The 15,272-nt window shown below is 45.0% G+C and carries 9 protein-coding genes; 4 read left to right on the top strand and 5 right to left on the bottom strand.

Features of this window, described 5'->3' with window-relative positions:
• Positions 1-10: 10 nt before the first annotated feature.
• Positions 11-2,227, bottom strand: coding sequence for a heavy metal translocating P-type ATPase (locus tag ACSSU7_RS03040; RefSeq protein WP_492517263.1), 2,217 nt, complete (start codon positions 2,225-2,227; stop codon positions 11-13).
• A 96-nt stretch (positions 2,228-2,323) separates the two neighbouring features.
• Here ACSSU7_RS03040 and ACSSU7_RS03035 point away from each other — a divergent pair, with 96 nt between their 5' ends.
• Entirely contained in the window at positions 2,324-3,256 is a 933-nt protein-coding gene (locus ACSSU7_RS03035; RefSeq protein WP_492517262.1) for a DUF808 domain-containing protein, read from the top strand.
• Positions 3,256-3,516, top strand: a complete 261-nt coding sequence (locus ACSSU7_RS03030) for a SemiSWEET transporter (protein WP_492517261.1) — start codon at positions 3,256-3,258, stop codon at positions 3,514-3,516. Before ACSSU7_RS03035 ends, ACSSU7_RS03030 begins: the two co-directional genes overlap by 1 nt.
• Before the next feature lie 8 nt (positions 3,517-3,524).
• Here the strand turns inward: ACSSU7_RS03030 and ACSSU7_RS03025 are convergent, their stop codons facing one another.
• Both ACSSU7_RS03025 and ACSSU7_RS03020 read right to left on the bottom strand, forming a co-directional pair.
• Positions 3,525-4,166, bottom strand: a complete 642-nt coding sequence (locus tag ACSSU7_RS03025; protein ID WP_492517260.1) for a GDSL-type esterase/lipase family protein — start codon at positions 4,164-4,166, stop codon at positions 3,525-3,527.
• Positions 4,167-4,181: 15 nt separating this feature from the next.
• Entirely contained in the window at positions 4,182-5,984 is a 1,803-nt protein-coding gene (locus ACSSU7_RS03020; RefSeq protein WP_492517259.1) for a pyrroloquinoline quinone-dependent dehydrogenase, read from the bottom strand.
• Positions 5,985-6,184: 200 nt separating this feature from the next.
• On the opposite strand from ACSSU7_RS03020, the gene ACSSU7_RS03015 reads away from it, so the two are divergent.
• Positions 6,185-6,775, top strand: coding sequence for a hypothetical protein (locus ACSSU7_RS03015; protein WP_492517258.1), 591 nt, complete (start codon positions 6,185-6,187; stop codon positions 6,773-6,775).
• Positions 6,776-6,852: 77 nt separating this feature from the next.
• Here ACSSU7_RS03015 and ACSSU7_RS03010 read toward each other — a convergent pair whose 3' ends face one another.
• Positions 6,853-7,785 carry a hypothetical protein gene (locus ACSSU7_RS03010; RefSeq protein ID WP_492517257.1) on the bottom strand — a complete coding sequence of 311 codons (933 nt, stop codon included), beginning with the start codon at positions 7,783-7,785 and terminating at the stop codon, positions 6,853-6,855.
• A 5-nt stretch (positions 7,786-7,790) separates the two neighbouring features.
• A complete protein-coding gene (gene hrpA / locus ACSSU7_RS03005; protein ID WP_492517256.1) occupies positions 7,791-11,876 on the bottom strand; it encodes an ATP-dependent RNA helicase HrpA in 4,086 nt (1,361 codons plus the stop codon).
• A 218-nt stretch (positions 11,877-12,094) separates the two neighbouring features.
• Here hrpA and ACSSU7_RS03000 point away from each other — a divergent pair, with 218 nt between their 5' ends.
• Entirely contained in the window at positions 12,095-15,247 is a 3,153-nt protein-coding gene (locus ACSSU7_RS03000) for an EAL domain-containing protein (RefSeq protein ID WP_492517255.1), read from the top strand.
• The last annotated feature ends 25 nt before the right edge of the window (positions 15,248-15,272 follow it).

Below are 15,272 nucleotides of genomic sequence, written 5' to 3'. Positions count from 1 at the left end.
CAGCGCGTTATCACGGCCGCCAGAACTTAAGCAATAGCGCATTAGAAATAACACTCACACTACTTAACGCCATAGCCGCACCAGCGAGCACCGGGCTTAATATACCCATGGCTGCCAGCGGAATGCCAACCACGTTATAGATAAATGCCCAAAATAGATTCTGTCTGATTTTTTGGTAAGTGCGCTTAGAAATATCTATCGCTTGTGCAATCAAGGCTGGGTCGCCGCGCATGAGTGTAATGCCAGAGGTGTGCATAGCCACATCCGTGCCACTCGACATTGCAACGCCAACATCTGCCACGGCAAGTGCTGGCGCATCATTTAATCCGTCACCCACCATCGCCACCAGTCCACCTTGTTTCAGTTCAGCAACGATAGCGGCTTTTTCATCCGGCAACACTTGCGCATAAAATTGTGAAATACCTAATTGACTAGCTACATTAGCAGCACTGCCCTGGTTGTCACCCGATATCAGTACGGTTTTTATACCGGCCTGTGACAAGTCTGCAATTGCCTTCTGTGCCGTGGCTTTTATCGTGTCACCAAAGGCAAAAAAACCTAATAGTTTAGGTGCAAAATTATCAAGCGGCCTCGCTTGCGCTATCCAGGAAACACTGTGCCCTGCCTGCTCCAGTAACAGCGCATCCTCTTTATATTTAGAAAGATTGACCTTTAACTCATTCATCAGGCGCGAACTTCCAACATACAGCGTCTGCCCATTTACCTCACCCACCAGACCTTTACCTGCCAATGCTTGCAACCCTTGCGCCAACTGCAGTGATAAGCCTTTAGCGTTAGCGGCGTTTGTCACGGCCTTTGCTAATGGATGTTCACTACCAGCTTGCAAGCTTGCAGCCAACATCAGTAATTGGTCGTCATTCTGAGTGTCGCCGTCTTTAGCAGTGGTGTGCATGGCAATCAACTTAGGATGCCCCTCTGTCAGCGTACCTGTTTTATCAAACGCCACTGTTTTAATCGCATGAGCAAGCTCAAGCGCCTCAGCATCTTTAATTAAAATACCATGCTGTGCGGCAACGCCAGTCCCCACCATAATGGCCGTTGGCGTTGCCAAGCCAAGAGCACATGGGCAGGCGATAACGAGCACAGTTACTGCGTTAATAATGGCAGACTCCCAGTTGCCGTTGTAGAGACCCCACACCAGCAGAGTCAGTAGCGCAATCACCATGACAATCGGCACAAAGACTGCGCTCACTTTATCCACCAAGCGCTGAATCGGGGCTTTTTTTGCTTGTGCAGATTCAACTAAGCGCACGATACGCGCCAGCACAGTTTCAGCGCCCACAGCCGTAGTTTTAATGTACAGTGCGCCTTCTCCGTTCATAGCGCCACCAGTGACTTTGTCGCCGACTTTTTTAGCCACAGGCAAACTCTCACCCGTAATTAACGACTCATCCACTTGGCTGTCACCTTCCTGCACATTGCCGTCCACAGCAATTCGCTCGCCAGGCCGCACTAGGACTACATCCCCTACCTTCACCATCGCAATAGAAACTTGCTGTGCTTGGCCATCAGCTACAACCGTAGCAAACTCCGGCCTTAAGGTATTAAGGGCGCGGATTGCTTGTGTTGTTTGCGATTTTGCACGGCTTTCCAGCCACTTTCCAAACAGCACCAAGGTAATGACAATAGTAGAAGACTCAAAATACAAGTGGTGCAGAGCGCCGTTGTGAGACGGGACAAATAACAAATAAACGCTTAAGCCATAAGCAGCCGAAGTGCCGATGGCAACTAGTAAGTCCATATTACCAGCTCTGGCCTTAAGCGCATGCCAGCCTGCTTGATAAAAACGCCAACCCAACCAAAACTGTACCGGTGTCGCTAACAGCCATTGCAACCAACCAGAGATTTGACCCGCCCACCCTAACCATTGCGCGACCATTGCAATCACCAGTGGTAGTGAGAACATAGCGGCAAGCGCGCTGGGCAACCATTGGTGCTGTTTATCAGCACTTGCCAGATGCTCAACCCTGTCTTGCTCTGCGAGCAATGACTGCGCTTGGTAGCCAGCAGCAACCACTGCATCGATTAACTGTTTTGTTGTGACTTTGTCTACAGCAGCAACCTGCGCAGTTTCTAAGGCGAGGTTAACCTCAGCGCTAACCACCCCTGACACTTTAAGTAGTGCCTTTTCAACACGGCTCGCACAAGACGCACAAGTCATGCCTTTAATCGCTAAAGTCCATTCACTATTTACTTGATTAGCCATGATTTTTTAATATCGATAAAGATGATTATGTTGGTAATCTATTATAATCCTCGTCAATCCAATTCACCTTTAACTTTTGTGTAGAAACGAGCAATCATGTCCGGGGCAAGTCTATTAACGCTGATTGATGATATCGCAACAATTTTAGATGATGTATCTGTCATGACTAAAGTCGCGGCAAAAAAGACCGCGGGAGTATTGGGAGATGACTTGGCGCTGAATGCACAGCAAGTTGCTGGCGTGAATGCAGATCGAGAGTTACCCGTGGTTTGGGCAGTTGCCAAAGGCTCTGCTATGAACAAAGTCATTTTAGTGCCTTTGGCGCTTGTAATTAGTGCGCTAGCGAATTGGCTGGTGACACCGCTACTGATGTTAGGTGGTTTGTTTTTGTGCTTTGAAGGCGTTGAGAAGCTATTCCATAAGTTTTTTCATGCGGAAGAAACCGTACATCATGATCCTAAAAAGATGATTGGTCTGGACGAGAGCAAAACCTTAGAAGTACTGGAGGCAGAAAAAATCAAAGGTGCCGTTCGCACTGACTTTGTTCTCTCTGCTGAAATCATCGTGATTACTTTAGGCACGGTAGCAACGGCAGCCTTTACGCAGCAAATATTAGTACTGACTGGGATTGCCATCTTAATGACAGTTGGGGTTTATGGCTTAGTCGCTGGGATTGTAAAACTGGATGATGGTGGCTTATATTTAGCAAGTTGCAAAGGTAACACCATACTAGCCAGCTTAAAACGTAAATTTGGTTTCGGTATTTTATGGTTTGCACCGCATATGATGAAAACATTATCAGTGGTAGGCACAGCAGCCATGTTCTTGGTAGGCGGTGCGATTTTGGTTCACGGTATTCCAGTGCTACATCACGCGATTGAGCATATGGGCAGCAATATGAGCAGTGGTTTTCTGCAAAGCATTACCCCTACCTTGTTAAATGGATTATTTGGTGTAGTTGCGGGGATTGCAACCCTAGTGACAATGCTGGCTGTTAAAAAGCTATTGCCAATTGCTAAGGCGAGCTAATGTTGAATATGACAGATTTTATAGGCTATTTATCAGCATTTTTAACGACATTTGCTTTTGTACCGCAAGCGCTGCACTCTTGGAAAACTAGAGATTTATCTGGCGTATCTCTGCCTATGTACAGCATTTTTAGCTTAGGGGTATTTGGCTGGCTGGTGTATGGCATCCTGATGATGTGCTGGCCGATTATTGTTGCCAACAGCATCACATTCATGCTGGCGTGCATAGTGCTATATCTAAAAATCACTCACTCAAATTAAGCAATATTTTAGTGCTTTAACAAACCAAAATCCGATAAGGCACTTTTTAAGCCACTGGCTACGATGCGGTAGCCATCGGCATTAGGGTGTACAGGGTCTGCTTTCAGGCTATTTTTTGCTAGCACATCAGAAAACACATCCTCCACCAGTGGTGTGTTGGTCTGCTCTGCCAGCTTTTCATACAAGGGATGATCTTCAAGATTGCCCAAAGCCGCCCCTATCGGACTAAACTTTGGGATGGCAATTAATACGGTATTAATGCTGCGCGCTTTGCTTTTTGCCAATATTGCGCTTAAGTTACGTACGGTTTCTGCTTCAGGAATGTGCCGTAAAAAGTCATTGCCGCCTAGCTCTACAATCAGCAAATCAATTTTTTGTGCACCATCATCATGCGATGCCAACAATGCATCAAGCCTCTCCAAACCATCAGCCGAGGTATTGCCAGGAACACCTGCATTCATGATGTTCCATCCTGTACTGCTGCTCAATAGACTTACGTAGTCTTCACCATCTGCCGCACCGGTACCGTAGGTTAGGCTATCTCCCAACACCACCACGTTGGCATTAGCAGAGAGTGCAGTGAACTGCTGACCTGAGCCACAGGCTGCCAATAAGAATAAAACTGCAGCAACCAAGAAGCGTTTAATCATTGAATATCCTATGCATTAATGGAGTGCGTAAACCAGAACCTCATCCCCAGCGGGAAAGCCAAAAATAGCATTGCCACCAGCAACCACGGCTACATATTGTACGCCATCAATCTCATAACTGATGGGCGGTGCATTGACACCGGCAGTGGCTTTAGACTGCCAAACGCGTTGGCCAGTATGACTGTTATAGGCTTTAAAGTAGCCACTACCCTCCCCCATAAACACCAAACCACCACGTGTAACTAAGACCCCCCCCATTAACGGTTGCTCAGTTTTCACTTGCCAGCGCATTTTGCCGGTGCTTAAATTAATTGCCGACAGTACTCCCCAACGCGCATCATTGGTTGGCTCAGATGAAACATACTGTATGGCAGGCAAATCTCCCTTAGCTGGTTCGTCCACTAAGGTGTATTTAATCGGCGCATGTATACCGGCCACATAGCTTGTTTGGCTACTTTCATCTAAAGCACTTGGGCTCCAGTTTGAGCCACCTAGTATGCCTGGGTACAACACGGTACCTTCTTTTGTTGCTTTGGCAAACATATTATGCTGTGGAACAAACGCTTCTGACTTACTTAATAAAGCGCCAGTTTTTCTGTCGTTTATGTAGTACCAGCCAGTTTTACCAGCCTGCCCAACCGCGGCAATTTTTTTACCATTTTGCACATAATCAAACAGTACCGGCGGACTTGCTACATCGTAGCCCCAAACATCATGTGGCACCTGCTGATAATGCCATTTAATCTTGCCGGTTTCAGTGTTTAAGGCTACGAGAGAAACTGTATATAAATTATCACCTGGGCGTGAAACGTCATTCATCTGTGGTGAAGGGTTACCTGTACCAAAAAATAGCGTATTGGTTTTAGTATCAATGGCAGGGGTAGTCCACGCGGAGCCGCCACCAAACTTCCAAGCATCTTGATGTGTTTTCAAATTTTCTTTTTCAGCAACAATATCACGGTTTAGCGCTACGCCATCAGAAGTTGTTTCAGCAAATTTTCCCTCCCAGCCTTGAGATGGGATAGTGTCAAATTGCCATACCTTTTCACCATTATTTACATCATAAGCGGCCAAGAATCCAGGACGCCCATATTGACCGCTCACCCCGACTACGGCACCGAGTGGCGCATCTATCCTTGGTTGATCAATGTGAAGCCCATAACCAACACCAGTAACGCCTACAATGACCTTGCCGCGATATACCACTGGCGCCATGGCAATACCAATCCCAGTGCCGCCATAAATTTCTTTTTTACTTTTAGCATCAGCTTTGCTAAGCAACCCTGTATTTTCAGTTAATGCGGTATCTTCAGCGACATCAATGTCCCATAGCTTACGCCCTGATTTTGCATCCAAAGCAATGAGTCTTGCATCCACAGTGCCAATATACACTTTGCCATCGCTCACAGCCACGCCACGATTAGCTGGGCCACAACACATTTTCCAATCTGCTTTACGGCTATGCTCGTAACGCCAAATCTCTTTACCAGTTTTTGCATCCAGCGCAGCTACATGATTAAAAGGCAAAGCCACATACATAATGCCGCCCTGCACGATTGGCGTGGCTTGAAAACTAGCGGATACGCCGGTTTTAAACGACCAGGCTAACGATAGCTTATTAATATTTTGCGTATTAATTTGCGTCAGGGGTGATAAGCGCTGATTGGTGTAATCGCCACCATGTATAGGCCAATCTTTTTGTGTAGATGATGAGTGCTGATTTTCCAAGCCGGAACATGCGGTCATTGCAACGGCAGTTGCCATTAACAGCACACTCCCAACTGGTTTTAACTGCTTTAAACTCCATCGCTTATACATAAAAAACATCCTTAATATTTAGCTTGAACAGGCAAGGTTTAACTCAAAGTATACAGATGTGTATACTTTTTGCCAACGCAAGCTATGGCAAATTACCATATCTCTGCTAATTAACTGATATAGCGCTATACTCGTCAACAGGGAGTATCAAATACTGTACTGTCATTTATATAAGTCATTTAACTGCACAAGGGGTTTGCATGAACGAACGGATTCAACAATTACTAAATCAAATTACCGAACTTGAAGATGACTTACGTACTGCACTAAATGAACAACAGTCCACCATATTTTTTCAAATCAAAGGAAAGCGTGTTGAATTTGAAAAGTCAATTAAAGATACCCACAAGCGCCTTAAAAGAAACTTTTTTACGTGGCTTATCACTAACCGCCCACAAAACTTGATTACAGGGCCTATCATCTATGCCATGATTATTCCGTTGGTTATTACCGATATTTTCATCACGTTTTACCAGCTAACATGCTTTCCGATTTACGGCATAAAAAAAGTACGTAGAGCCGATTACGTTATTTACGATAGACAACAGTTACAGTACCTAAACTTTATTGAAAAATTTCACTGCACCTACTGCGCCTACGGTAGCGGCATGATTGCCTATATTAGTGAAATTGTAGCGCGCACAGAGCAATACTTTTGCCCGATTAAACATGCCAGAAAGATATTGGGCACACATTCACGCTATTCGCGCTTTATTGATTATGGGGATGCTGAGCACTATCAGGAAAGACTTGAAGAATACAGACGTGCCCTGAATAAAGAAAATAAATGAAGCGCAAAATAAATTAAAAGCAAACCAAGCTCAAGAAGCGCAACAAACCTAACGGATTAAACATCCATTTAATCCGCTTAGTTATTACGGTAATTACTACCAAAAAACTCCATCATTAAGAAGTCTTCCAAACCCGCATTATCTTCTAAGCGTGCAGACTGCGTGACGGAGCGCGCAAGTCGATGTGACTCCCAAGTAAAATCACCTTGGTAATGCTCACGGATTAGCGCAATCATACGTTTCACTATCATCAAGCGAATGTCTTGGCCGCTGCCAGCCTCTACTTCAAAATACTGAAGCTTGGCGTTGCTATAGTCATTAGTCCAACCTTTAAAGGCAAAAGTCGCGTGACGTGAACTTCTGCTGGTAATCTCAAAGATACCGTTAGTACCACTTTTAAAGTTGTTTTTAATACGCTCGTCCCTCATCTGCTCTGCACTCGGCCCACGCTCCTTGGCAATTGCCTCCGCATTTTGCCGTGCTGCGTCATATTCAGTGCCCTGTCTGCTGGCCTGTACCGCTTTCATATAGGAAGCCATATCTGGAAACTTAGTGGGATCTAGCTTACTTTCCTGCACCGGGGGCGGCTTAGGCGTGTCTGGCACTTTTAAGCTTGAGTCAGCAGTCGTAGTAGGTACATTTGCAATCACTTTGTGCTTTGGTTTCACTACAGGTTTGCTTTTTACAGGCTCTACCTTGCGCTCTACTTTAGCTGGAGGTTCTGCCTTAGGCTGAGGCGGTGTAGTAGCGGCTGGTGCACGTTTGGGCGGCGCTAGGCTTACCTCAATAGTGCTAGCTGGGCTAGACGGTGGCTGATCAAACTCAACCTTGGGTGCCAGAAAGAAGATAGCCAAGTGAACGAGGATAGAAATAACAATCGCGAGTAATGTATTACGGCTGATATTCACGCGAATCAGCTGCTCGTTGACACTCTTGAATTTGAGCGCTCGCGCTAGAAATTCATCAAAGTTTTCTTCAACTTGATTGTTATTAATTTGATCAGAGTACATAGAGATTAAAAGCGCATGTCAGCCCAAGTTTTTTCAAGCCGCTTGAGCGACACGGGGAACGGTGTTTTAAGCTCTTGCGCAAACAAAGACACACGCAGTTCTTCAATTAACCATCTAAAATCCTGCAAATGCTGTGGGATATCTAAATGCGCAGTATTCAAAGCATTGACTTTATCTTGCCATTTTTGCCAAACCAAGCCCACGCTTGCTGCATTTTTACCATCACGGTCAGGGTTAGCCGGATGCTTCTCAATACGCAGCCTTAGAGCTTTTAAATAGCGTGGAATGTGCTGCAACTGCTCCCAAGGGGTTTGATGAAAGCAGCCTTTGTACACTAACAAACCAATTTGCTGGTCTAAATCACGTTTTAGTCTGTTTGCGGCAGCTGCCATTTGGCCTTGCTTCTGCACCAGTAATTGGTATTCAGTTGCGATTGCCTGCGCTTGCCTTGCTACCGCTTGTGTCACAGCTGGCAAGCGTGTTCTGGCGCGCTGTTTTAATACCATAAACTCTGCATTGGTTCGCGGCAAATCATCTTCACCAATAAACGCACGGTCTGCTATCGCTAAAATCATGTCCTCACGTAAATCATCTGCCTGCATCACATTACGCAAGAGTAGCGCGTATTGATTAAAGTTAGGCAGGCTTTTTTCCAACTGCTTCATCTGCTCTTTTAATTCAAAGCGCATCAGGCGACACACACCCTTGCGATGACTAAGTGCAGCCTCACGCTCTGTATCAAACAGCTTAACTGCGATACTGTCATGCGCATCTTCAAGCGCAGGGTAACCTGTGACTTTTAAGCCATCACGTTCAAAACTTAGCGTCTGTGGTAAATCACCAAAATCCCACTGTTTTAAACCAGTTTTTTCAATATCTGGTGAAGTATTTCTAAAGGTAAGCTGCGCGGCTGAGCCCAGCTGTTTTTTCAGGGCGTTCCAGTCACGCCCCATTGCTAGCTCCCTGCCACCATCGTCCAACACACTAAAGTTCATTAAATGGTGTGGCGGTATGTCGCTTAGGTTCCAATCCTCTTTACTAATTTTAAGCGTGGTTTTGCGCTGTATGTAAGAGGCTAGCGCGTCTAGCATTGGTTGTGAGAAACTCTCGTTTACGTCATCCAAAAATCCGGTCACAAACTCTGGCACAGGCACGCACACACGCCTAAATGTTTTAGGCAGTGCTTTAATCAAATACGTGATTTTCTCGCGCAGCATGCCCGGTACTAGCCACTCTGTTTGCACTGGATTTAACTGATTCAATAAGGCGAGCGGTACCGTTGCGGTCACACCATCCAGCACGTGGCCAGGCTCAAAACGATACTTCAAATTAGTTTCAACACCATCTAACATGACCTTCTCAGGAAATTGCACGGCCGTAATGGCATCTGCACCATGGCGCATTAAATCATCACGCGTTAAGTACAACAGCCTTGGTGATACTTTTTCAGCGTCTGCTCGCCATTTTTCAAAACTGGCGGCATTAAAAATATCAGCAGGTATTTTGGCATCGTAAAAAGCAAAAAGTTTATGTTCATCCACTAATACGTCTTGGCGGCGTGCTTTATGTTCTAGCTCTTCAACCTCAGCAATCAAGCGCTCATTAGCAGTGAAAAATGCTGCTTTGGTATCAAACTCGCCGTTCGCAAGCGCTTCACGTATAAATATCTCACGTGATTCTGCAGCGTTAATCGGGCCATAATGCACACGGCGTTTTGGAATAATGGTGAGGCCATACAGGCTTACGCGTTCCCAAGCGTTGACCATGCCCATTTTTCTATCCCAGCGTGGGTCAGAATAATGGCTGTCGGTAAGGCCTCTGGCTAGCGGTTCTATCCAATCCGGCTCAATTTTTGCCACCCCTCGTGCATACAGTTTAGAGGTATCTACCAGCTCGGCAGCCATTACCCATTTCGGGCGCGTTTTCTTGAGCGTAGAGCCTGGTGCAACATGAAAACGAATGCCGCGCGCACCCGCGTAAGAGTCACTATCGCCGTCTTTAAAGCCAATATTACCTAATAAGCCAGCGAGCAGCGCTTTATGAATCTGCTCGAAATTGGCCTCTTGCTCATTCGGCTTAAATTCCATCTCTGAAACGATATCTAACAATTGGCCATGTAACTCACGCCACTCTTTCAAGCGTAAGAATGATAAAAAGTTGCTATGGCATTGATTGAGCAAGTCTTTATTGGATTTTTTAGTTTTGAGTGCGTTATCGAAGAAGTCCCACAGTTTGAGATAGCTCATAAAGTCTGAGCCCTCACCCGCAAACTTGGCATGTGCATTATCAGCAGCCTCGCGCTTATCCATTGGGCGCTCACGTGGGTCTTGTATGCTGAGTACACTTGCAATAATCAATATTTCTTTTAAGCAATGCTCACGTTTGGCGGCAAGAATCATGCGTCCTACACGCGGGTCCAGCGGCAGTTTTGCTAACTGTAAGCCTGTTTCTGTAATCTGGCGACGTGCATCTACGGCACCAAGCTCTTGCAATAGCAAATAACCATCAGCGATTAAACGTGATGAAGGTGCCTCAATAAACGGAAAATCCGTTACATCCCCCAAACGCAGGGCTGCCATGCGTAAAATGACTGCGGCCAGCGAACTGCGTAAGATTTCTGGTTCAGTAAACTCTGGACGGCCATTAAAATCCTGCTCAGAATATAGTCGCACACAAATACCGTTTGAAACCCGGCCACAGCGACCTGCACGCTGTTTAGCAGCTGCTTGGCTAATCTTTTCGATTTGCAGCTGTTCAACTTTTGCACGCGTACTATAGCGATTCACCCGCGCTAGACCCGCATCAATCACGTATTTGATGCCAGGCACGGTCAGCGAGGTTTCGGCCACATTGGTTGCCAGCACAATCCGCCGACTGCTATGGCTTTTAAATATCTTCTGCTGGTCTTCAATACTCAGGCGAGCAAACAAAGGCAGTACTTCTATGTGCTTAAGCTTGGCGGAGCGTCCTTGATATTTGCGTAAATGGTCTGCTACATCACGAATCTCGCGCTCACCTGGTAAAAATACCAAGATATCGCCATCGCCTTGACGCAATAAATCATCGGCCGCATCTAAAATAGCCTCTTCGATTGCCTCTTCTTCGTCATCTTCCTCTAGCCAGCGCGCTTCTGTTTTGGCTTTGCGCGCAATACCAAAGACAGTGTCGTCATCTAAGTCAAACTGTGCATTCTCAGCCTCAGCCACTTCACGTGCGCGGAAACCGGCTGCACCTAATGGACGATAGCGAATTTCCACGGGGAAAGTACGACCAGAAACCTCAATCACCGGAGCACCGTTAAAGTGCTGCGAAAAACGATCAGCATCAATGGTGGCTGAAGTGACGATGACTTTTAAATCAGGGCGTTTAGATAGCAGTTGTTTAAGGTAGCCCAATAAAAAGTCGATGTTTAAACTGCGCTCATGCGCTTCATCGATGATAATGGTGTCGTAAGCGTTTAGAAACTTATCACCTTGTGTTTCCGCAAGCAAAATACCATCTGTCATCAACTTAACGTAGCTAGATTCTGATAGCTTGTCGTTAAAGCGCACCTTGTAGCCCACCGCTTCACCCAACGGCGTTTTTAGCTCTTGTGCAATACGGCTAGCGACTGACCTTGCGGCAATGCGGCGCGGCTGGGTATGGCCGATAAATCCGGAAACCCCTCGTCCGAGCTCTAAACAAATTTTGGGTAACTGTGTGGTTTTACCTGAGCCGGTTTCACCGCACACAATCACCACTTGGTGTTTGCTGATTGCGGCAGCGATTTCATCACGTTTGCCGCTTACTGGCAGTTCTAGCGGATACTCTGGCTTAGGCAAGTGCGTTAAACGCAATTGATACTTTTGCTGCGAAGCATGCATCTTTTGCACGACTTCATTGACCATGCGCTGAGCTTTGGCTAGTGACTTTTCATCCGCAAGTTTTTGTAGCGTTTTGATATCCTGCATTTTACGGCGCAACGCATGCCGATCGGCCAGCATGCAGCTTTGTAAAGCTTGTTCAAAATTAGCAGGAATTAAATTATCAGGTTTACTCACATTCATAGGCGCAAATTTTATCATGCCATGCTGTTCTACTTTAACAATCATACGAAAGCATTTGCAAATGGCACTTAATATGTCACTTTATGCATGTTACCAGCACAAAAAAGTGTAATAAATTGGCTGTAAATACTAAAGATAAAAAGGCACACGCTTAATTAACAGCTAAACACTATCGATTTGACTTACATCAAACCAAGCCTAGGCAAAATAAAATAATCTGGGCCACAGTAATGAGACTATTTGAATTTTAGGCACTGCACCCAATGCCAGCAGAAAAACTAGCAACGTCAGCCATATTGTATTTATCTAAGGCAGGCAATATGATGAATGAAAGTCTATCCTTAAAGCTTTCATTCAAGCACCCCAGATTTATTGTTTTTAATATCATGCTATCGCTAGGCATGTTAATCATTTCCTCTGCGGCAATGCTCACGAGTACAGAACAAAGCAAAATCTCCGCGTATACGCTAGAACAAACCTACCAATTACTTAACCTATCTAAAAATCTACAAAGTGGATTTTACGACCACAAATCCCTGATTACTCAGTATTTACACAACCCAACCCCTAGCCTGCTAGAAAACTTACAGTCCATACGTTCTAATGTGTTTGAGTCATTGTCCACGATCAAGAAAATGGCGGGGCAAAGTATAGAAATGAAACGCCAGATTAGGAGCGTCGAAGAGATTTTTAGAGAGTCCATTAATGAGTCAGAGTCTATATTGCCGACTAAAGGTGGCTTAGTTATCGTTGGTCCTAGTATTTCTATCATTACTGAAGGCAATATCAACCATCTCACTAATTTACTGACTTCAAAGCTGCACACATTTGATATTGCCGTGCAAAACAGATCAAATGAGCGTCAAAAGCTGGCATCGCTGAAAGTAGGAATAGCGCAAATAGTGATGCTGATTAGCTTGCTCATTGGTATTGGCATTTTATTTTATACACTCAAAACATTGCGTGATGAAATGACCAAACGCATTGAAACAGAAAATAGATGGCGATTTGCAATAGAGGGAACAAGTGACGGTGTTTGGGATTGGAATCTGGAAACCAATAAAACATATTATTCAAGCAAATGGGCAGAGATTCATGGCTTAAGCAATGACATCATCAATAATGACATGGACACTTGGGAGAGCAACATCCACCCTGAAGATAAGCCGTGTGTATTCTCAAGCGTACACGATTATTTAAACAATAAAACAAAAACTTATATCAGTGAGCATCGCATTATTGATCACCACGGAAATACCAAATGGATACTTGAGCAAGGGGTCGCAGTCGCCCGCAATGAGGATGGAGAGCCCACACGTATTATTGGCGTGCTAAGAGATACTACCGAACACCAACTCTCCAGACACGCGCTGCAGGACAGCGAATCACGCCTTAGAGGGCTACTCACTGCGATTCCAGATTTAGTCTGGCTAAAAAGCCCTGACGGTATATACCTCACTTGTAACTCTCGTTTTGAGAGGTTCTTTGGTAAAAAAGAGTCTGATATTGTTGGCAAAACTGATTACGATTTCGTCGACATCACGCTTGCGGATTCTTTCAGAGAAAACGATAGAAAGGCAATGGCAAGTAGCGTACCGTGTATCAATGAAGAATGGATTACTTTTGCCGATGATGGTCATTCTGAACTACTGGAAACCACAAAAACTGCAATCTATGATGAGCAAGGTAACGTGACTGGCGTACTTGGCATAAGCCACAATATTACCGAGCGCAAAAGTATAGAAAATGAACTAAAAATTTCCGCATATGTATTTGAGGCACAAGAGGGAATGATTGTCACGGATGCTAACAATATCATTCTGCGCGTCAATCATGCCTTTACCGCAATTACGGGTTACAGTGCGGAAGAGATAATAGGCAAAAATCCTCGCATACTGAGTTCAGGTAAGAATAATGCCAGCTTTTATAGTGCCATGTGGGAATGCATAGCCAACAAAGGTTCATGGAGCGGGGAAATATGGAACCGTCGTAAAAATGGTGATATTTACCCAGAATATCTCACAATTACCGCAGTAAAAGACCAATATGGCACGATTACTAATTATGTAGCGACTATGGCAGACATTACCTCGAACAAAGCTGCCGCAAAAGAAATAGAAGTATTAGCCTTTTACGACCCACTCACACACTTACCTAATCGACGCTTATTCACTGACCGCTTAAGTCATGCACTAGCCTCAAGTGCCCGTAGCCAAAATAAAGGGGCTTTATTATTTATTGATTTAGATAACTTTAAAAATCTTAACGACTCACTCGGGCATGCGGTTGGCGACATGTTGCTGCTACAAGTTGCAGAGAGATTAAATAGCTGCGTGCGAGAAGGTGACACCGTAGCCAGGCTAGGTGGCGACGAGTTTGTGATTACCTTAGAAGATTTAAGCCTACAGCTAGATGAGGCTGCGTCTAAAACCAAGCTAATCGGTGAAAAGATTTTGCAACGATTAAGTCAGCCTTACAACCTAGGTGAGTATGAATACCAAATCACGTGCAGCATTGGCGCAGCGCTGTTTCACCATCATGAACAATCGCAAGATGAATTGCTTAAACAGGCTGATATTGCCATGTACCAAGCTAAAAAACTTGGGCGTAATGCGCTATGTTTCTTTGACCCGGAAATGCAAACCAGTATTAATGCACGTGTTGAACTTGAGCGCGATTTAAATATTGCCATCAATGAGCAACAATTCCAGCTGTATTACCAAATACAACTGGATAGCCACGGGCAAGCCATAGGCGCTGAAGCACTTATCCGCTGGCCACACCCGGAGCTTGGGTTAATTTCGCCTGCCAAATTTATCCCGCTAGCAGAAGAAACTGATTTAATTATCCCGATTGGCTCATGGGTACTTGATACAGCCTGCTCACAACTCAAACAATGGCAGCAAAACACGCGCACTCAGGATTTAGTATTATCTGTGAATGTAAGCGCCAAGCAGCTGCATCAAGTAGACTTCACTTCTACCGTACAAAACACCATAAACAAGTATGCAATAAATCCTAATTTACTCAAACTTGAGATTACGGAAAGTATGCTGCTTAACTCGATTGAAGACACGATTAGCATCATGAGCAGACTACAAACAATTGGCGTTCGGTTCTCACTCGATGACTTTGGTACAGGCTACTCATCACTCCAGTATTTAAAGCGTTTGCCGCTTAATCAATTAAAAATCGACCAATCGTTTGTACGTGACATTACGGTAGATGAAAGCAATCGAGTGATTATTCGCACCATTATTGCCATGGCACAAAGCCTTGGCTTAGAAACCATTGCCGAAGGGGTAGAAACAGAAGCCCAACGCACGTATTTACTCAAAAATGGCTGCACACACTTCCAAGGCTATTTACTTGGTAAACCTGTTTCTATTCATGTGTTTGAAGCAGCGCTGATCTAACATAAGCTTAGCGAAAACATTAAAA

The sequence above is a fragment of the Methylotenera sp. E1MeOHC1 genome (assembly GCF_058745595.1).
This window is presented reverse-complemented; position numbering and strand designations above follow the sequence as displayed.

What these genes read in the sequence shown, in the direction of transcription:
- ACSSU7_RS03040 (WP_492517263.1), bottom strand. Translation starts at nt 2,227, where the DNA reads ATGGCTAATCAAGTAAATAGTGAATGGACTTTAGCGATTAAAGGCATG.
- ACSSU7_RS03035 (WP_492517262.1), top strand. Translation starts at nt 2,324, where the DNA reads ATGTCCGGGGCAAGTCTATTAACGCTGATTGATGATATCGCAACAATT.
- ACSSU7_RS03030 (WP_492517261.1), top strand. Translation starts at nt 3,256, where the DNA reads ATGTTGAATATGACAGATTTTATAGGCTATTTATCAGCATTTTTAACG.
- ACSSU7_RS03025 (WP_492517260.1), bottom strand. Translation starts at nt 4,166, where the DNA reads ATGATTAAACGCTTCTTGGTTGCTGCAGTTTTATTCTTATTGGCAGCC.
- ACSSU7_RS03020 (WP_492517259.1), bottom strand. Translation starts at nt 5,984, where the DNA reads ATGTATAAGCGATGGAGTTTAAAGCAGTTAAAACCAGTTGGGAGTGTG.
- ACSSU7_RS03015 (WP_492517258.1), top strand. Translation starts at nt 6,185, where the DNA reads ATGAACGAACGGATTCAACAATTACTAAATCAAATTACCGAACTTGAA.
- ACSSU7_RS03010 (WP_492517257.1), bottom strand. Translation starts at nt 7,785, where the DNA reads ATGTACTCTGATCAAATTAATAACAATCAAGTTGAAGAAAACTTTGAT.
- hrpA (WP_492517256.1), bottom strand. Translation starts at nt 11,876, where the DNA reads ATGATTGTTAAAGTAGAACAGCATGGCATGATAAAATTTGCGCCTATG.
- ACSSU7_RS03000 (WP_492517255.1), top strand. Translation starts at nt 12,095, where the DNA reads ATGCCAGCAGAAAAACTAGCAACGTCAGCCATATTGTATTTATCTAAG.